The following is an 18,805-nucleotide window of genomic DNA, read 5'->3' on the forward strand; positions in this document are numbered from 1 at the left end:
TATGGCCTGGCACGAATCCTTACTGTTTCTGTTATCTATCGTTCTGGTGCTGATGCTGATCGGTGCACCAGTCGCTTTTGCCTTTATCGGTGCCAACCTCGTCGGTGCCTGGTATTTCATGGGAGGCAACGCCGGCCTGACTCAGGTGCTCAATAACGGGTTTGGCTCTCTCTCCAGTTTTGGTCTTGTACCCATCCCGCTGTTTCTGCTGATGGGGGAGCTGTTCTTCCGGACCGGTCTCGGCATGCGAATGTTCAACGCTATCGACCAGTTGATGGGCCGGGTGCCCGGCCGGTTGTCTTATGTGACGGTTGTCGGTGGTACGGCGTTTTCCACGCTGAGTGGCTCATCCATGGGCTCCACTGCACTGTTGGGCTCCCTGCTGGTGCCGGAAATGGAACGCCGGGGCTACAAGAAATACATGTCGATTGGCCCTATCCTGGGCACCGGTGGTCTGGCAATCATCATTCCGCCGTCGGCCATTGCGGTTCTGCTGGCTACGCTGGCGAAGATTGATATCGGTGATGTACTGATTGGCGGTATTGTGCCTGGTATCGTGCTGGCGACGCTCTATATGTTCACCATCTGGCTGAAGACCCGGCTGGATCCGAACGCTGCACCGGCCTATGACGTGGAGACGGTACCACTTGCGGCCAAGCTGAAGATTTTCGCCCGGGATATCGTGCCGATGCTCAGCGTGATCGTCCTGATTGTGATCATGATGCTCACCGGGTTTGCGACACCGTCCGAGTCCGCCGCGTTTGGCGCTCTGGGGGTACTGATTCTCGCGGCGCTGTTCCGTGGTTTGAGTTTTGAAGCCTTCAAGCAATCGGTGGTTGGCGCACTGAAAGTTACCCTGATGGCCTACCTGATTGTTTTTGGCTCGGCGACCTTCAGTCAGTTGCTGGCATTTTCCGGGGCCTCCAATGGCCTCATTCAGTGGGCCATCGGTTTTGATCTTCCGCCTCTGCTGATGCTGGCTGCCATGTTTGGCGTTCTGCTGTTGCTGGGTACCTTTATGGAAGCCATCTCGATCATGATGATCACGGTGCCGTTCTTCTTCCCGTTGGCTCAGTCGCTCGGCTTTGACATGGTCTGGTTTGCCATCATTACTCTGATTGCGCTTGAAGTTGGCTTCTCGACGCCGCCGCTGGGCCTGAACCTGTTTGTGATGAAGGGGGTAGCGCCTCCGGGAACGACCATGAAGGAAATCTACCTGGCGTCGATTCCTTATATCATCTGTTCGCTCGTATTGGTGGTTCTGATGATCATGTTCCCAAGCATCGTGACCTGGTTGCCCTACCTGAATTAAGTCCGGTTTGATCGGATCAGGTGGAAGCCCCGGACAGAGAGTCCGGGGCTGATCAGTCAGCCATTGAGGAGGTTGGCGCCAAGGAAGTGTTGGTTGAGCTGGCCTTCCAGTTCTTTATTGAAGTGTTCCGCCTCTTTCATGTGGTCATGCATGAGTTGGCGTGCCTCTTCGGCCTTGCCTGCCCGAAAGGCTTCCAGCAATTTCTTGTGATAGGTGTGGTTGGAGCAGGAAAACTCCCGCTGCTCCGGAAGCGCAGATTTCTTGAAAATGACCAGATCCCGGATCATGTCGTTCAGGAAACGGCCAAAAAACGCCAGAAGGGCGTTGTCGCATCGTTGTGCCAGCACCACGTGGAACTCCAGTTCAGCAATGCGCTGGGCAATCCGTTCATCAAACGTCTCCGGATCGTTTTCGCAGCGCTCGACCAGCGCAGCCAGGGTTTCGATGTCCTCATCGGTGAGCCTTGGCGTGGCGAGGGCGGCGATCTCGGGCTCGATCAATGTTCTCAGTGCGTAGACCTCAGGGCCGGACGGTTGCTCGAAGTGCAGGTAGTTGCGCAGCAACTCGCTGGCCTTTTCGAAGGGCACGCGCTCAAGAATGGCTCCACCGTTCGGGCCAGTGCGGATTGAGACCAGCCCCTGAACTTCCAGGGATTTGAGGGCTTCCCTCACCGTACCTTTTGAGCATTCGAACTGCTCCATCAATTCTCGTTCGTTGGGCAGCTTGTCGCCCGGTTGCATCTGATTGACGGCAATCCAGCGTTTGACCGATTCCACAATCTGGTCTGAGCGCTTCACTCGCTTGGGAATACGTAGGTTCCTGTCATTCATGTTTTTTTGCCGTTCTGGGTCGATGTCGCATTCTGCCACAGAGGGGCTTTTTTTACGACTTGGTTGAATTATTCTATTTATTAGTATAAATAGTATAGACAGAATTTGCACAGTGGCGAATGCCGTTGTTGCCGACAACGTGAATACACTCGAAGGAGACTAGACATGGCACATTCAAGCTTTAACTGGGAAGATCCACTTCTTCTGTCACAACAGCTGACCTCTGAAGAGCGCCAGATTGCCGAAGCGGCCCGGGCATACTGCCAGCAGGAGCTTCAGCCCCGTGTACTGAGCGCCTACCGTGAAGAGCGTTTCGATCGCGAAATCATGACCGAGATGGGCGAGCTGGGTCTGCTGGGTGCCACCGTAGCGGAAGAGTACGGCGGAGCTGGTCTTGGTCACGTTGCGTACGGCCTGATTGCCCGTGAGGTAGAGCGTGTGGATTCCGGCTATCGCTCCGCTATGAGCGTTCAGTCCTCCCTGGTGATGTACCCGATTGAGGCCTATGGCTCTGAAGAGCAGAAGCAGAAGTATCTGCCCAAGCTGGCAAGCGGTGAGATGGTTGGCTGCTTCGGCCTGACCGAGCCGGACCACGGTTCTGACCCGGGCTCCATGATTACCCGCGCCAAAAAAGTGGATGGTGGTTACCAGCTGAGTGGCCAGAAAATGTGGATCACCAACAGCCCGATCGCTGATCTGGCCGTGGTCTGGGCCAAATCCGAAGCCCATGACAACAAGATTCGTGGTTTCATCGTAGAGCGTGGCACCAAAGGATTCTCCACTCCGAAGATTGAAGGCAAGCTGAGCCTGCGCGCTTCCATCACGGGTGAAATCGTGCTCGACGAGGCCTTTGTGCCGGAAGAAAACCTGCTGCCTAACGCCAGCGGCCTGTCCGGTCCGTTTGGCTGCCTGAACAAGGCTCGCTTCGGTATTGCCTGGGGTAGCCTGGGTGCTGCGGAATTCTGCTGGCACGCTGCGCGTCAGTACACCCTGGACCGTAAACAATTCGGTCGTCCTCTCGCGGCTAACCAGCTGGTACAGCTCAAGCTTGCCAACATGCAGACCGAAATCACGCTGGGCCTCCAGGCTGCACTGCAGGTAGGTCGTCTGATGGACAGCGGTAACTGGGCTCCTGAAATGGTTTCCCTGATCAAGCGCAATAACTGCGGCAAGTCTCTGGACATCGCCCGTGTAGCCCGTGACATGCACGGCGGAAACGGTATTGCTGACGAGTTCGGTGTGATGCGTCACATGGTTAACCTTGAAACCGTTAACACCTATGAAGGTACCCACGACGTTCACGCGTTGATCCTTGGCCGTGCCCAGACTGACATTCAGTCGTTCTTCTGAAACCTGCCACGATAGCGGGGCATGATTGCCCCGCGTTGGAGATATGAGATGGATAAACCCCTAAGTGGTATCAGGGTTCTTGATCTGTCCCGCATCCTGGCAGGTCCCTGGTGCAGTCAGCACCTGGCGGATCTTGGCGCAGACGTCATCAAGGTGGAGCACCCGGAGCGTGGTGACGACACCCGCGGTTGGGGGCCTCCCTACCTGAACGACACCCAGGATGCGGCCTATTACCTGTGTGCGAACCGGGGAAAGAGGTCGATAGCTGTTGATATTGCGCAGTCTGAAGGACAAGCCCTGATTCGCGAACTGGTTGCCACCTGCGACGTGGTGCTTGAGAACTTCAAAGTAGGCGGTCTCAAACGCTACGGGCTCGATTACAACAGCCTGAAAGAGATCAAGCCTGATCTGGTTTACTGCTCCATTACCGGTTTTGGCCAGAACGGGCCTTATTCCAAGCGGGCCGGTTATGACTTTCTGCTGCAAGGTATGGGCGGGCTGATGTCCATTACCGGCCATCCGGATCAAGCGCCGGGTGGCGGTCCGATGAAGGTCGGTGTGGCTGTGGTGGATCTGTTTACCGGCATGTATGCGGCGACCTCTATCCTGTCTGCGCTGATCGGACGTGGCACAACCGGAGAAGGTACCTGGATCGACATCTCACTGATGGACGTTCAGGTGAGCATGCTCGCCAACCAGGCGACCAATTTCCTGACATCGGGTAAATCACCTGGCCGGCTGGGGAATTCCCACCCCAATATTGTGCCTTACCAGGCGTTCGCGACGTCGGATGGTCACATCATCCTCGCCGTGGGGAACGATATGCAGTTCCAGCGTTTCTGCCAGGTAGCCGGCGTTCCGTTGCTCGCGTCTGACGAGCGGTTTGCCACCAACAGGAACAGGGTTCATAACCGGACCTTGCTGGTGCCTCAGATCGAAAGTCTGATCCGTACCAAACCCTCCAGCTTCTGGCTTGATGCATTGGAGCGGGAAGGTGTCCCATGCGGGCCGATCAACTCTGTTGAGCAGGTGTTTGCCGACCCTCAGGTCAGGCATCGTGGTATGGAAATGCAAATGTCTCATCCCGAAGCGGGTGAGATGAGCCTGGTTAGCAATCCTATCCGGTTTGACGACAAGCACTCCAATTCTGATCAGCCTCCGCCCCGTCTGGGGGAGCATACGTGCGATGTTTTGGGGCAGCTGTTCCCTGATCGTGCAGATTATCTTGACTCCCTTCGTGAAAAAGGCGTAATTCGCTGATTTTCCCTGCTTTTGGCGCCACCGGCAAACGCCCGTGGCGCCTTCTTCCCTTCTGATTTTTCCGACTTATTCTTCCTTGTCTGATTCCATTCTTTTTATCGGTATTATTTTTGCTACAAATATTCGGAATAATTTTTTTATTCAAATGTATTGAAAAAGATACATGTAAGTGTATTCTGGTATTGCCTTGGAGCACGGAATAACACCACACGGAAGTTAGACAAGAAGTCGTTGCACTCGCTGCACGTCCATTTATTCAGCCAATCTCTGCCAACAAAACAATCACTCCCAAACAACCTGCGAGGGGCTTTATGAAGACGAGAACATCAACACGAATTTCTGCTTTTTCTCTGGGTGCGCTGGCGCTGGCGGTTGCGTCCGCAAGTCAGGCGGCTACGTTCCAGGTTGAAGATACCGACGTCACTCTCTATGGCTATGCCAAGCTTGACGTGATTTACGATGTAGACGCGGATCTGGGAAACACCATCTGGCGTCCGAGCATCCGTCTGGATGGTGAACCCGGCGTTGACGGCCATACCAATATGCACGCCTTCCAGAGCCGCCTTGGCCTGAAGACCTCCACCATGGTTGGTGGTCATGCCCTGACGACCGTTATCGAAACCGATTTTTACGGCGGTGGCGGATTCACTGGTGGCGGCGGTGAGCTTCGTATGCGCCATGCCTACGGTGTGTGGAACGGTGTTCTGGCCGGCCAGACCTGGAGTAACTTCGGCAACATCCTGAGTCTCTACCAGACCGTAGATTTTAACGGCGCGTTGGGGCAGGGCGGTGGTCGTCAGCCCCAGATTCGTTACACCACTGGAAACTTCTCGTTCTCTCTCGAGGATCCGAATGGTGGTGCTGGCGGTTCAGTCAGTGCTGAAGGAACGAACCAGTACCGCATACCGGACATCACAGCGCGTTACCAGAACACCAGTGGCCCGATCAAATTTGCAGGCGCCGTACTTGGTCGTTTCCTTGAATACGATGCAGAAGGTTCCACGGTTTCCAACCCGAACTGGACAGATGACTCCGCTACCGGTTGGGGTGTGATGCTTGAGGCAAGCACCAAACTGACCGACGCCATTACGGTTCGTGGTTCAGTAACCCACGGTGATGGCCTGGGTGGTTACCTGTACCAAGGCCCAGGATCGACCGGCTACGTTGATGCCAACGGCAACCTGGAAACTATCGAGGGTACCGGCGGTGGTGTGAGCATGAGTGTTGCTGCCGGCTCTGGCGCCTTCAACCTGGGTTACGGCCTGGCCATGGCGGACCTGGATGATGCGGTGGCGAGTGGTGATGTTTCCGCCACCTCCAACGAGCGCTTCTCCAGCGTATTCGCCAACTACATCTGGTCACCTGTTGACCACATCACCTATGGCCTCGAGGCGGGATACCACACCCGCGAGCAGGTGAATGGCGACGAAGGCGACGCCGTGCGCCTGCAAGCCATGGTGATGTTCGGGTTCTGATCCGGCCCGAACAGATCAGCTTTTCCTTTTGAGTTGCATTGCCCTTGGCCCCGGAGACCCCGGGGTCTTTTTTTTTGGTGGGCAGGCAATCACCCGGATTTGAACTCACTCATTTGGATGGGGTTGTACTGATGAGAGTGAATTTTTCCTGGCGACAGAAACTGAACGCCCTGATGCTCAGCACGCCAATTGGTCTTGCTGTGATCGTAGGGGTTGTGATGTGGGGGCTGAGTACGGTCTCCTCTTCGTACCGTGCCATATACGATGTGTTTGACTACAAAGTTATGTCCAACGATGTGCTCATTGCCTGGAGTTCTGCGGAGCAGTCTGTGGCCGCTATGGACGCTTCAAACACCGACGCTGTGCGTGCGGGACTTGATGTGCTTGAACAGGGCGCAGCAGACCTGGTCGTGCAATCCCGGGCATTTGGAGAAGCTAAGGTCAGTGAGTCAGCAAAAAGGATTGCTGGAGAGGCTGAACACTATGTCACCTTGCGCAAGGCATGGCTGGATGATGTCACTGCCCTTGGATTTTCAGATAGTGAAGGGGTGAGGCTGGAACTTGAGACAGCCCTCGGCGACCTGGAAGACTTGTCGATCAGTCTTCTGGATGAACCGGTGGAAAAGTTGGTGGTGGCCAGCCGACAGTATGTGCAGACCCGTGATTCGGCTTTTGCCAGAGACGCTGAAGAAGCGTTGGCCAGCCTCGATGTCATTGTCGACGATTATGACTGGCAAGACAGTGTGATCGGCCAGAATATTCAGACCTTCCGAAATGTGTTCGCAAGAGCAAAGGCCATTCTGTCGTCGGTTTCGGAGAAGGAATCGGACATTTCTCAGGCGGGCAGAAATCTGCAGGGCGGCGTCGTTGAGCAGAACCAGTTGCTGGAAAATGGCCTGATCAGAACGACGATGGCGGACGCCGAACAGGCCGAAGCTTCTGCGCGGGTTGCCAGTGTCGGTACCGCACTGGTGTTCGCACCTGTTCTTATGATCGCGCTGGTGTTTATATCCCGAACCCTCGTTCGCCGCCTCGCTTCCGTGGTTCAGTTGCTGTCGGATGTATCAGGAGGCGATCTGACCCGGAAACTGGACCCTGGCCGGAACCCCAACGACGAATTCAATATGTTGGGACAGGCCGCCAACCAGATGATTGATGACGTGTCAGAATTGTTGAGAGAGTCCATCCGCAGTACCGAAGCATTGATGGAGGTGCGTGCGCAGCTTGCCCAGACGACGGACAGGCTGAACCGGAGCAGCGAGTCGATTGATCAGCAGACGGAGCAGGCTGCTACGGCTACCCAGGAAATATCGGTCACCATCAATGACGTGGCCCGCCGTACCGCAGAAGTCGGAGAGACCATGCAGGGTGCCAATGACGCCGCCAAAAGTGGCGAGGTGACCATTGCGCAAAGCGTAGCAACCATGCATCGCCTGGCTGGCCTGATCCGGGACTCTCAAGGGCACGTGGTGTCTCTGAACAAAGCCAGTGTTCAGGTTACAGGCATCATTGATGTGATTGATGGACTGGCCGAACAAACGAACCTGCTTGCCCTCAATGCTGCGATCGAGGCAGCTCGTGCCGGCGAAGCGGGCCGTGGGTTTTCCGTTGTGGCTGATGAAGTGCGAACGCTGGCGCAGAAAACCGTGGGTGCGACCAACAACATTTCCGGGCTGATCAGCGAGCTGAACCGGGCCACTGAAAGCATGGATAAGCAGATGGCAGCCGGTCAGGAGGCTGCTGGAGAGAGTGCGGGGCAGGCTAATGAGATTTCAGCCAGCATCTCACGGATTGTTGAGTCCGTGGACCGGTTAACATCCGAAATGGATCAGGTAGTTGTTGCTGTTGAGCAGATCTCGGTCACGACCGAAGATATCGCCCAGAAGGTTGAGGTGGTTCGCGAGCAGACCGGGGAAGCGCGGCTGATCAGCAAAGACCTGGAGCAGCAGAGTGATTTGCTCTCAGGTCATGCCAGCAGGCTGGAAGCCACGAACCGCAGGTTCAAGATAGACCCGGTGGGATAATTATTTGATCTTCGGCGGCGTATCAGAGATTTCCTTGGCTTTGGTACGCCATTTCAGCTTGATCTCAACCTCCTGTTTGTCCCCCTCGTCGCTGGCCCTGACAGACACCTGAAGCAGATTTTTCGGGGTCAGCACAAGATCACCTTCGCTTTCCTGAAATTCCAGCTCTCCCTTCTTGATTGCGTTGGCGAGAGTAACCAGGAGTTCTTTCGTGGAATTGCGATCCAGGAGAGAGTCATGGCTGAACTTGGTCTTGGACTTCATACGTCTGGTTCCCTTTGCTGGTGAGCTTATTGCGCCTGTTTGCGGCGGGTTTTACCTGAGCGCTGGAAAACCTTTGCTTTCGGATAATCACTGCTCAGGCCGATAATTCCGCGCTTTTTATCGATCAGGGTGGCACCGGCACCGAAGCCGTCGAGCCCTTCATTTTTACGGGAGTGGGCGTCAAGAGTGATGTCTGCTTCAATGTGCAGCAGGTCGTTTTTGAGGGTGATGCGTTGGCCGTGGTGCTGGTTTACATGGCCCTGAACCAGCACCCGGATGCCTGCCTTCTTAGCCGCCTTTGCGCCCCGTGGAGTGAGTGGCAGGTCTGCTTTACGGTACTTGGTGCGGAAGGTATTGGCGAGGGGGCTGTAGTAGAAGTTGAACAGGTTCTGGGTCATCAGGTTTTTTTTGAAGGCCCTGTTCGCATGTTTGATACCCCGTTTGGCCAGGAGGGCTGCCATGTGGTCGTCCAGGCCAGCGTGCAGGAAAAGGAATGAGCCCCGCTGTTTGAGCAGTTGCATGTTCTTGAAGAACCAGTTGAACTCTCCCGAGTCCTTTAAAAAAAGAGAACGGCACTTCATTGCGGCAGCGTAGACCTGTTGCAGGGTCAGGCCGGCATTGTTGCAATGACCCTCAAAACTCTCGATCTTGGTTTCCATTTTTCGCATTTCGCGATCAATGCCTTCGGCAGTCAGGAAGCCGGCGGCAAAAAACGGAAAGTTCTCAAACCAGTCGTCATCGGGAAACAGCGTGGCCCGGCACTCCGCTTCCGACGGAAGGCCTTCCTGCCAATGGGTATTGAGCAGGTACTGGTCAAAAACTTCCCTGAACAACGGGATCACCTTTTTCCCCATGCGAACAAACATGTGCTGGCTGCCCACATCCCGTTGCCGCTCCAGTACCAGAAGACCCATCAGCAGCCTCAGGTCGTGATTGCCGGCAAGTAGCGTTACATCGGCTTTTAAACGGTACAGGTGCGCCAGGCTGCGCAGCATGGCCAGGTTGCTGGGGCCCTTATCCAGACAGTCACCGCCGATGACGATTTCGGCGTTTTTGCCGAACTTGGTCAGCCGGAACTCACACAGGTTAGAGCCCTCCCGCTTGATGGCACCTGCGGCGATAAGTGACGCCTCAAAGGCTTCTCCATCAGCATGGGGGTCGGAGATAAAGACGACGGGTTTCCTGGGCCAGGAAAAACCGCTCTTGTTTGCGCGTTTTCGAAAGGTGTCCAGTGTGTCGCTGGTGTTCACGGAGGTGTCATCGTCAGGCCAGGATTCCCATTCCGTGGGTAAACAGGCCCGAACAGCTTCATGGTATTGCGTTGTCTGAATTCTGGGAATGAAACCGGAAGCTGCCATGGCAATCGCCTGCTAGTCGATGGGGTCTTTGTTCTGGCGGAGTTTCCAGTTGCCATAGAGCAGAATCCATTGCTGGTTCCGTATCTCAAAAACAACCGGATGACCATAGAACATACTAAACCGCCCAATATCGCTGAACTTTATGACACCCAGATGAAAGCTGGCGTGGCGGATGGATGCACCGTGGCCAACGACCAGCTGAATACGGTTGCCGGATTTTTCTTCCAGACGCAGATTCTGCAGGTGTTTTGCGACCCGCTCTCCCGCTTCCAGAAGTGACTCGGCGCCGTCAAATGGCAGCTTGAAGTCGCTGGTGGATTTCCAGCCTTCCGGAAGTGTCTCAAGGCGCGGGTCGAGTTCGACAATCCGCTCTATCTCGCTGACAGTCAGGTTGGCCACGGCGCCAACGCTTCGTTCGCAGAGTGCCGGAAAGCTGCAAGTGACTGGCTGTCCGGCAAAGAAAGCGCCGAGTTCCTCACGGTAGATCTCGGCGGTTTGCCAGGCCCTCAACAGTGTTGAGCAGTGGATCTCCGGCTCCAGAACGTAATCGGTCTGTGATAGCCATTGCCGGAACTTGCGGGCCTGGTTCCGAACCTCATCGGCTCCGTTGTCCGTCAGTGGGTAGGGTTGCAGGGCACTGGGTGTATGGGCCAGTTGCTGGTACTCACCGTGGCGGATCAGGGCGATGGCGGCCATCAGAGGATTCCCCGCTCCTGCAGCAGCTCTATGGCACGATCAAAGTCGACTTGCCCGGTCAGGCGGTACACCTGAACGCCGGGGAGGTGTTGCGCGTATACCGAAGCCGGCTGGGTGTGTTCTGGGGGGAAGGTTCCGTCCTGCAACTGGAAGAACGGGCCGGGATTCTTGCGTAACCCGTCGAGTGCGTCCGGAGTCTTGCTGATGTCGACCGGGCACAACTCCGTTGGCGTGGATGAATTCAATGACCAGTCCAGCAGAATCAGGTTCTTCAGGTGCCCTGAGAGGTTTGCTCTGCTTTCGCCATAGGCCTGGCTGATCAGAACGTCGTACTTTTGTTCAATCTCCCATAACTGTGCTGTTGGCATGCCCTCGAACTTTGCTCGTTCGGCCTCCGGAAGGATGGATATGAGCCGTTCGGAATTAACCAGAGTACCCGGGTTGACCCGTGGGTGCTTGGCGACTCCGAGAACGCGAACGTGTTCAGCTTCGGGCTGGAACAGGATGCGGTCATTCGACAGAAAGCGTGTTCCGCTGGATTCCATAGCCCTGAGCATCAGGGTGGATTTTCCGCCACCAGAGCTCGCGGCTATGGCGGTGGTGTCTCCGTTTACGGTAAACGCCGAGGCATGGCCCAGCAGATAGCGCTGGCGTTGCTGGTGATTGAGAAACTGGTTGTTGATGAAATTAACCACTTGCGCCCGGTTCTTCAGCAGATCGCCCACCACCATTGGCGACTGCAATGACTGGAACATCACCATGCCGGTACGAACCTTATGAATCCATCGCCCTTCGGCGGTATCGGCATAGGCCTCTTTAAGGCCAAGGGCACTGGCTTTGGCCCGCTTTACCGGGTGCCAGTCAACCTGAGCCGTATCGGCTGTGCCATCGAACAGGAAGAGGCTCAGTTCGGTGCTGGCGGTTGCAGAATCGGTGAGTCCTGCATAGTAATCATCCAGGTACGACAGTATCTCCGGATTGTTTGCAAACAGCCGGAATGTCAGGTCGTTGAATGTCAGGGTTAACGATGACGTACATTCTGATCTGGCCTGGCCGATTTGCCCGCTGTTTAAAAGGTCGATCATGGGTTGTTCTCAAGCTCTTTCAGTACATGGTCACACAGCTTCTCCGCAGCGTCGATGCCGCATCCCTTCAGTGCTCCGCTGAAGCCTCCGAAGGCCGATACCTCAAACACCACCGGGCCTTCATCGGTCAGGGCAATGTCGACCGTGGTAAAACTGAGATCAAAGCAGGCCTGGGCTCTGCGACCCAGCTCTATCAATTCAGGTGATGCATCGTAGGCCTGGTACTTTCCTCCGCTATGGATGGTGGTGTTCCAGGCATTGGCGTCGCCAACCCGGGCATAGGTGCACAAGTATTCACCCCCCAGGAAAACCATGCCCAGATCCTGGCCGCCCAGATTCACAAACTTTTGCAGATAAAATAGGCCGTGTTCCGCTTTGAAAGCGTTGAGTTTCCCGGTGTTTGTTTCGGTGCCGTCTTCGGCATTCAGTACCTCCATCCCCCGGGCTTTTGTTGAGTACAAAGGCTTCAGGATGGCTTTACCGAACAGGGTGATAACGTCCAGCGCGGCTTCAGTGCTCTCGGTAATCCGGGTTGCCGGTAGTGCAACCTTTCCGGCGGCGAGTGCTGATGTGCCTTCCAGGCGGTTGATCAACCGGCCGACCTGTTCGGGGGTACTGAAACACCGTACGCCAGAGGATTCCAGGCTGCCGAGCATACGAATACGGTCGTCAGCGGCCGGCGAGTAGGTTTCGCTGATCTTCTTGATAATAACGCCATCCAGCTCATTCAGAACCACGTCGCGGTAGCGGAGGATTCCGGTTTCAAGCTCCAGAACCACATCTGCCATATCCACAACACAACGGAATCCGGTGCGCTGTTCCAGGTGATCAGCCAGAACTTCTGTTGACCATTTTCCGGGTGTTCCTATGACGGCTATCCGCGTGTCAGTCACTGAAAATCTCCTCCAGGGGCAGTCGGTACTTCTCGGGCTTTTCCGGATTCATGCGGGCGAGTGTTTCCATCAGATAGCTCGCCCGAAAGCCGAGTTTCCTCGCAAAGCCCATGTCGTAAATGAATCGTGTCGAAGTTGCAAAGGATCGGGCCAGCGCAATCGCCAGTCGCGCATTGAACGTGGCGTCTTTGTTGTTCCTCGCGAACCTGTGGGCAAACTGGTAGAGCTGTTTGATGAGTTTCATCATTTCAGCCCGGGGGGCGGGGTCCATAATTGGCAGACGGTAAATCGACACCATCAGAACGGACAGATCCTGAATATAGTCAGAGTAAGACGCCCGATGAAGATCGATGAAGTAGATGCGGTCCTTGAATTCATCGTAGATCAGGTTGTCGACGTTGAAATCTCCGTGAATAAGGACAGAAAACGGAGCGCGCAGTTGTTGTTCCAGCGCCTCGACCTGGTCGATCTGCGTGTCAAAGTCCGGGCGGGACAGGCCGCAAATGGTTTGCCCTGTGCTGAACAGGGTAGGGTGGGTTTTTCGGGTTTCCGGCATCCGCTTGCGCAGCTGCTGCATATATCCGGGCTGGGCACGCTCATTGGTCCGGGAGCTTTTCCAGATCTTGCCCAGAGTTTTGCACAGCTCGTTGATGAGCAGCTCTGCCGCATCCCATTCACTGTTCAGAATCAGTGACTCCAGCGTGCGCCCCGGAAGGTGCTCGATCACCATAGAGCCCAGATCGCTTTCCTGCTCTACGTGGTGAGACAGCACCTTGGGAGCGACTTTCGGATAGACCTGTTTCCACTGGTCGACACCGGAAATCTCTTCCAGCACTTTGTGCGCCTGCCCTTCCTTATAGACGGCCATGACTTTGCTGGAAGAGTCATGTTCTGCTTTCAGTGCGGCAATGGTGCTGCCGCTGCGGGTCAATGCAAGGCGCTCTACACCAAACTGGTCACTATCAGACGTGAGAGCATGCGCTGCATTTTTCAGTTGTTTGTAATTCTGCAGACCAACGGCTGGCCCGAAGTTGGCGGCCAACAGGGCATCTGCCAGCTCGGACAGCAGTTGAATCATCCGCTCGATCTGGAAGTGGAGAACGGGGCCCGCGGCCGCGCCGTTCTTTTCCGGGAAGGCTTTTTGATCACTCAGTGCTTTCAGGTCCAGAGTCAGTTTGGCTACCCGCCGGCCAAGCTTTAGCCCCTGCCGGGTATTTGCATCGTCCGGGTTTACAATAATGAGTGCGAGGGATTTCCGTATCCGCCGAATAAGTTTGGCGTAATCCTTGTAGCGCTTGTCGGGTGCCTGTCGTAAAGGTTCGATACCCGTGAACTCAAGGCAGGCCTGGCCGAGGGCATCCAGCAGCCTTGCCAGGCGCTCGACAGATTTTGAACGCTGGAAAACCGGGCCGTCGACTTTGCGCCTCTGTACTTCCATGGCAACGGAAAGATCGACCTTCTCCAGAAGGGTTTTGCGATAGCCTTTCCGGTTAACGAGACGTTGTGCGGTGGTGGCTCGCGGGCGCGTCACGAAATCTTCAACGAGATCGAAGTGATTTTCCACCTCGAAACGCAGAAAATAGAGATGCTCCAGAATTGATGCGTTGATAGGCCGTCTCACCTGTTGTGGAACCATGGGATGGCGCACACTATAAGCAACTGTGGCCAATTTTGCGTTAAGCATTTCTTACAGTCTGATAGAGAACTATGTCGAAAAGTCGTTTTTCCAACAGTGGTCTGAGTGTGCCCCGTGGGTTCGGTAATGGGAACGACCTGCGCCTTGCGCGTTATCGAAAGTCGCCCGAACTGGGCCCCAAAATCCTTTTCTTCAGCGGAGGCAGCGCGCTCAGGGGCTTTTCAGAAGTGCTGGCGGGTTATACCCATAACTCCATTCATCTTGTCACACCTTTCGATTCCGGCGGAAGTTCGGCCGAGTTACGCAAGGCTTTTTCCATGCCTGCCGTCGGAGACCTGCGTGCCCGTCTGCTTTCATTGGCTGATCATTCCGTAACGGGCCACCCCGAAATCGCGGCACTGTTCTCTCATAGGTTGAGTAAGGTGGGGAACCCGGACTTGCTTGAGCAGGATCTGCAGGCGTTGGTCAGCGGCAAGCACCGGTTGCTGAAAGCGATATCGGAACCCATGCGATCCCTTATTCAAAGCTATATCGCGGAATTTTCGAGCCAGCGGCCGGCGAGCTTTGATCTGGCGGGAGCCAGTGTCGGAAACCTGATCCTCACCGGTGGATACCTGCTGCATAACCGCTCCCTGGACCCCATTGCGTTTCTGTTCGGACAGTTGATCAAAACAAGGGGCACGGTGCGCACAACCACCGATGCCGACTTGCAACTGAAGGTCGATCTGGCAAGCGGCAAATCCCTTACCGGCCAGCATCTGTTTACGGGTAAAGAAACCGCGGGAATTGATTCCCCGATTACAGCTATCCAGTTGTCCGGTGAGGCAGACGACGTGGATACCCAGGATGCCTCCAGAGTCTGCAAGGAAACCCGGAAGCTGATTGAATCAGCAGAACTGTTTGTTTTCCCGCCGGGCAGTTTTTATAGCAGCATTGTTGCGAACCTGTTGCCGAAAGGCGTCACCAAGGCACTGAACAAAAACCCGGCCCCACGGGTCTATGTGCCGAACCTTGGTACCGATCTGGAATCGTTGGGGATGACCCTCGTCGATCAGGTCCGGGTTCTCGGTAACTATCTGACGAACGGTTTCGCTGCAAAGCAGAGGCCTGCCATCGACTTTCTGCTGTGCGACTCCCAGTTGCTGGAGATCTCCGAGGAGCAGGTAGCAGAGATCAAAGGCCGGTTTGGTGTGCAGATCATCGACACTGATCTCGCTGGTGGTAGTCGCAATGTCCATCACTATGATGACATCAAGCTGGCTGAAGCGTTGTTGGCTCTGACCTGAGTCTTCGGAAAATCCAGCAATAAGAAAGGCTTGTAAGAAAATCGCAACAATAGCCTGATGTAATGGCGTTCCTTCGGGGCCATAGTGGCCTCATTCAATCGGAATGCTCTGCTCAGGATGAGCCCTCGGCCGCACCACTTCAGCGGCTACAGCATTAACAGGGGGCAGAATTGTCAATTGTAATGAAAGCGGTCAGCGGCGTTGAAGTACACGTCCTCTGGTCGTGCACAGAAAGGTGTGTTGAGCTTCTGGAGCTCAGCGTGCGGGAGCCTTCAGGTTATTGCCGGCCTTTTCGCTATGAGGTTCACATTCAGGGTGAGCCCAGACTCTATGAATCAGAAAGTGAATACGCAGCACGTCACTATCTGGGAATGTTGCTGGATGTTCCGGTGGGTGAACTGGGGCTTGAAGCAAGTTTGCCTGAGTGCTGAGTTTAAAGTGACGAAGGGATGATCCCGGATCAAATGGGAAGATCGAGAAGCTCGCTGTGTGCGGGCTTTTTTTATGGCGAATTCTTCGGTGATTCAGGGGGGGGTAATGTTGTATTTCAGAAACAACAAAGCCAGCTCGAAAGCTGGCTAAGTCGTTGAATTAGTGGTGCCCGGACGCGGAATCGAACCACGGACACGGGGATTTTCAATCTGTCTAATGCCAAAAACCACGAAACGACACGGTGATAAAAGCAATATAAAACAGCCTGTTATCGATTATTCGTGTTGTGGTCATCTGTCTGGTTTTGGTGATTCTTGCGGTTCGGTGTCCCGTAAGTGTCCCAGGGGACAGTATTGAGCAGAGCCTTGTAGTTAAGTTTTCAGTCGATGACTTGAACGCATTATCCGAACCTCATCCTGTTTTCGATAAAGCTCGTGTCCCGCAGGGCAAAGCCAGACAGAATTCCACACATAGCGGCTATTTCCGAGTTGCTCTTCGTCGGCCTTTTCTATAGTAATTCCGGAAATGTGGGACCTGCAGGAGTAACACCAGGTTTTGGTCATGCCGTTTTTCACCCATTCAGCAATCTGATCTTCGAGGAGTTGAAATATACCCTCGGGCAACCGACTCGCACGTTCGCTTTCTGAATCCGCTTTAGTCAACCAGATTTGAAAGTGCTCCAATAAAGTACCTTTCATCCAGGATAAATTACGCGCGTCAGGACTGTTTATTACCCATCTTCTAACGTCTTCCGTGGGTATCGTGACGTTGCATTTGTATTCGTGATTTCCATGGTTGGAGTCCGCTAACAAGAGCGAGCTTGTGCATCGAGGGAGGCTTGCAAAGTAAGTCTCCACATTACGCTTGATCCGGACTTCGGTTCGGTAACGTGGGCTACTCAGGTAGCGAAGAGTATGTCGTATCGAATCCATGATTCTTGTAGCTCCAGTAGTATTAGTAAAAAAGGTCTGACTGAGTCGGCTGCATTTCCAGTGCGAAGTCGGTTGGTTCCTCATGGTCATGTTCTGGAGCCTTTTCTTTCTGGCCTATAAGGTAGTCGACAGCCTTCTGGGCTTGACTGGCGGCAGTCCACAGTAGGGACATGTCCTCGTTCAGGCTTCTAAGCCAGCTTTTCAAATACTTTGCATGGTCCTCTCGTGGTGCGTTGGTAATGTTGTAGTCGCAGCAGATGAATGCCGCACCAATCTCGGCAATCAGCTCCTCGAAAGCGTAGACATCATCACCCCAGTGTTGGTGATGGGGGCGATTAAGACGGCTTTTGTGGCCGGTCCAGTGAACCATCTCGTGCAGTAGCGTTGCGTGGAATGCCTCGTTAGCGGTGCTGGTGCTGGATCCTACAAACTTTTTCTTGGCTGGTATCGAGATCCTATCCTGAACAAAGTTGTAATAAGCGCTCATTCCTCCGAATGAAAGCGAAATTTTTCTGGCTCGAATCAATTCATCGACCGAGGGCAGTACGAAATCGTTATTTAGTCCCATTCCGTCGAAGAGGTCGGGGTGGTCCGGATTGTAGTTGCTGACCTGGTTGCCGTTGAACACCCAGAAAGGGCGGAAGTAGGCCAAGTGTTCATTACCTCGTTTGTCGTACCTGAAAACGGGATAAAACAGGGTGACAGCTTTTTCTCCTGCCAGGACTTTGGAGCGCCGGCTGTTCCATTGCCGTAGTGTGCCCCAGTTGGGTGTTGTGTAGCCCATCTCCGATTGTTTCAGCATTAGAACCAGTTTGTTGAAACCGCGGTAGTTTTTGGCGCTATAGATATTTTGAGGCGTACCGCTTTTCCCGAGGTTGTGCCAGGGCATCTCCCAATCCCCGGTTACGGACTCCATTTGATGGATGATGTTTGATAGAAGCTTTTCCTGGGGGCGAGAGAGTTTAGGGGAGTTGCTTTCTGTTGTTGTGCTCATGAACGCACCTGATTCCATTCTGCGTATGCGGGCCGTTAAAACGAGTAGTTCGTTTATTGGTAAAGTTGCCAAATGATTTCGGGAAAATCCAGAGGGGCGATATGGGCGGGGCGGGTAGCGGGCGAGTTAGGTGCTCGGGGTCAAAGGCAGAAACTGGCGACTATAGGTGCTTGGATATTCGAATGCTTCGACGGGACGGGGCGTTCGAGGGTGAGGGTGCAGGGAAGGTGCGATGGCGTCGTCGTGGAGTATGTCGGGGAGAGGTGGCCTATTTGTCTGGTACCGAGTCCTTAACCTTGGGCTACACCTATCGGCGTGCGGGCGCGCCTCTCGAGGACATTGTTCAGCATATTAGGGTCGAATGGTCCGAATGTTATCTCGGCGGAAAGCGCCCTTGGTTCTTGTGTCCTGAAGATGGGTGTGGAAAACGTGTAGCGAAGCTATATGGCGCGAGAGTGTTCCTCTGTCGACAATGTCTGGGGCTGACGTATGCGTCGCAGAGGGAAGGTGAAACTGACCGGGCGGTAAGACGGGCAGAGCGGTTGAGGGAACAGTTGGGTTGGCATACCGGGATTCTGACCGGAGACGGAGGCAAACCTAAAGGTATGCATTTCACAACCTTTTTTCGGTTGCGCCAGGAGCAGGAGTATTACCGACAAAAAGCTTTAGTCGGTTTGGCTGAAAAAATGAAATTTTTGCCTGACCACTAGGCGTCGGTTCTCTCCAAAACTCTTGGTCATTCTTCATCTTCAGGTTGGGGTTGGTGCTCCGCCATTGTTTCTAAATAAGCCTGGTAAGCCCAGTAGCCCTGTTGTGCAGCGCCTGGACTGGTCAGTTTTCCTTCAAGCCATAGTTTGTAGAGCGGTATGGGTTCCTTGCCGTCGTGAAGGTCTGCGATTTCTCCTTCTTTAATGTTCAGAAAGTAGTCTTCCTGTTGAGTGGCTGGCTTGTTTTTCATTACGACTCCCTCCTTGTTAT

16 protein-coding genes are annotated in these 18,805 nt (G+C 54.5%); 7 read left to right on the top strand and 9 right to left on the bottom strand.

Annotation, left to right across the window (positions count from 1 at the left end; genetic code table 11):
• Nucleotide 1 precedes the first annotated feature (1 nt).
• Nucleotides 2-1,312 carry a TRAP transporter large permease gene (locus tag FWJ25_RS01605; protein WP_149598495.1) on the top strand — a complete coding sequence of 437 codons (1,311 nt, stop codon included), beginning with the start codon at nt 2-4 and terminating at the stop codon, nt 1,310-1,312.
• A 56-nt stretch (nt 1,313-1,368) separates the two neighbouring features.
• Here the strand turns inward: FWJ25_RS01605 and FWJ25_RS01610 are convergent, their stop codons facing one another.
• Nucleotides 1,369-2,142 carry a FadR/GntR family transcriptional regulator gene (locus FWJ25_RS01610; protein ID WP_149598496.1) on the bottom strand — a complete coding sequence of 258 codons (774 nt, stop codon included), beginning with the start codon at nt 2,140-2,142 and terminating at the stop codon, nt 1,369-1,371.
• 165 nt (nt 2,143-2,307) lie between these two features.
• Between FWJ25_RS01610 and FWJ25_RS01615 the strand changes: the two genes are divergently transcribed.
• From FWJ25_RS01615 to FWJ25_RS01630, 4 genes are all read left to right on the top strand, one after another.
• Nucleotides 2,308-3,492 carry an acyl-CoA dehydrogenase gene (locus tag FWJ25_RS01615; RefSeq protein ID WP_149598497.1) on the top strand — a complete coding sequence of 395 codons (1,185 nt, stop codon included), beginning with the start codon at nt 2,308-2,310 and terminating at the stop codon, nt 3,490-3,492.
• 48 nt (nt 3,493-3,540) lie between these two features.
• Nucleotides 3,541-4,752, top strand: coding sequence for a CaiB/BaiF CoA transferase family protein (locus tag FWJ25_RS01620; RefSeq protein WP_149598498.1), 1,212 nt, complete (start codon nt 3,541-3,543; stop codon nt 4,750-4,752).
• A gap of 311 nt (nt 4,753-5,063) precedes the next feature.
• Nucleotides 5,064-6,227 carry a DcaP family trimeric outer membrane transporter gene (locus FWJ25_RS01625; RefSeq protein ID WP_149598499.1) on the top strand — a complete coding sequence of 388 codons (1,164 nt, stop codon included), beginning with the start codon at nt 5,064-5,066 and terminating at the stop codon, nt 6,225-6,227.
• A 131-nt stretch (nt 6,228-6,358) separates the two neighbouring features.
• Nucleotides 6,359-8,251: a methyl-accepting chemotaxis protein gene (locus FWJ25_RS01630; RefSeq protein WP_149598500.1), complete on the top strand. Its 1,893-nt coding sequence runs from the start codon at nt 6,359-6,361 to the stop codon at nt 8,249-8,251.
• Here the strand turns inward: FWJ25_RS01630 and FWJ25_RS01635 are convergent, their stop codons facing one another.
• Genes FWJ25_RS01635 through FWJ25_RS01660 form a run of 6 tightly spaced genes read right to left on the bottom strand, consistent with a single transcriptional unit; the run spans nt 8,252 to nt 14,231 of the window.
• Entirely contained in the window at nt 8,252-8,515 is a 264-nt protein-coding gene (locus FWJ25_RS01635; RefSeq protein WP_149598501.1) for an amphi-Trp domain-containing protein, read from the bottom strand. It lies immediately after the preceding gene.
• 26 nt (nt 8,516-8,541) lie between these two features.
• Entirely contained in the window at nt 8,542-9,873 is a 1,332-nt protein-coding gene (locus FWJ25_RS01640) for a metallophosphoesterase (protein ID WP_149598502.1), read from the bottom strand.
• A 12-nt stretch (nt 9,874-9,885) separates the two neighbouring features.
• Entirely contained in the window at nt 9,886-10,569 is a 684-nt protein-coding gene (locus FWJ25_RS01645) for a histidine phosphatase family protein (RefSeq protein WP_149598503.1), read from the bottom strand.
• Complete coding sequence (locus FWJ25_RS01650; RefSeq protein ID WP_149598504.1) at nt 10,569-11,654, bottom strand: HprK-related kinase B; 1,086 nt, start codon at nt 11,652-11,654, stop codon at nt 10,569-10,571. The genes FWJ25_RS01645 and FWJ25_RS01650 overlap by 1 nt, the downstream gene beginning before the upstream one ends.
• On the bottom strand, nt 11,651-12,547 hold the full coding sequence (locus FWJ25_RS01655) for a GAK system ATP-grasp enzyme (RefSeq protein ID WP_149598505.1): 897 nt from the start codon (nt 12,545-12,547) through the stop codon (nt 11,651-11,653). The genes FWJ25_RS01650 and FWJ25_RS01655 overlap by 4 nt, the downstream gene beginning before the upstream one ends.
• Nucleotides 12,540-14,231 carry an aminoglycoside phosphotransferase family protein gene (locus FWJ25_RS01660; protein ID WP_149598506.1) on the bottom strand — a complete coding sequence of 564 codons (1,692 nt, stop codon included), beginning with the start codon at nt 14,229-14,231 and terminating at the stop codon, nt 12,540-12,542. Before FWJ25_RS01660 ends, FWJ25_RS01655 begins: the two co-directional genes overlap by 8 nt.
• Before the next feature lie 23 nt (nt 14,232-14,254).
• Here FWJ25_RS01660 and FWJ25_RS01665 point away from each other — a divergent pair, with 23 nt between their 5' ends.
• Both FWJ25_RS01665 and FWJ25_RS01670 read left to right on the top strand, forming a co-directional pair.
• Complete coding sequence (locus FWJ25_RS01665) at nt 14,255-15,469, top strand: GAK system CofD-like protein (RefSeq protein ID WP_149598507.1); 1,215 nt, start codon at nt 14,255-14,257, stop codon at nt 15,467-15,469.
• Between the two features lie 170 nt (nt 15,470-15,639).
• Nucleotides 15,640-15,900, top strand: a complete 261-nt coding sequence (locus tag FWJ25_RS01670) for a hypothetical protein (RefSeq protein WP_149598508.1) — start codon at nt 15,640-15,642, stop codon at nt 15,898-15,900.
• A 955-nt stretch (nt 15,901-16,855) separates the two neighbouring features.
• Here FWJ25_RS01670 and FWJ25_RS01675 read toward each other — a convergent pair.
• Together FWJ25_RS01675 and FWJ25_RS01680 are read right to left on the bottom strand one after the other, a co-directional pair.
• Nucleotides 16,856-17,827: an ArdC family protein gene (locus tag FWJ25_RS01675; RefSeq protein ID WP_188093543.1), complete on the bottom strand. Its 972-nt coding sequence runs from the start codon at nt 17,825-17,827 to the stop codon at nt 16,856-16,858.
• Nucleotides 17,828-18,563: 736 nt separating this feature from the next.
• Nucleotides 18,564-18,785 (bottom strand): hypothetical protein, encoded by a 222-nt coding sequence (locus tag FWJ25_RS01680; RefSeq protein WP_149598510.1) that lies wholly within the window; start codon nt 18,783-18,785, stop codon nt 18,564-18,566.
• Between the last annotated feature and the right edge of the window lie 20 nt (nt 18,786-18,805).

Source organism: Marinobacter salinexigens (assembly GCF_008370345.1).
Taxonomy (GTDB): domain Bacteria; phylum Pseudomonadota; class Gammaproteobacteria; order Pseudomonadales; family Oleiphilaceae; genus Marinobacter; species Marinobacter salinexigens.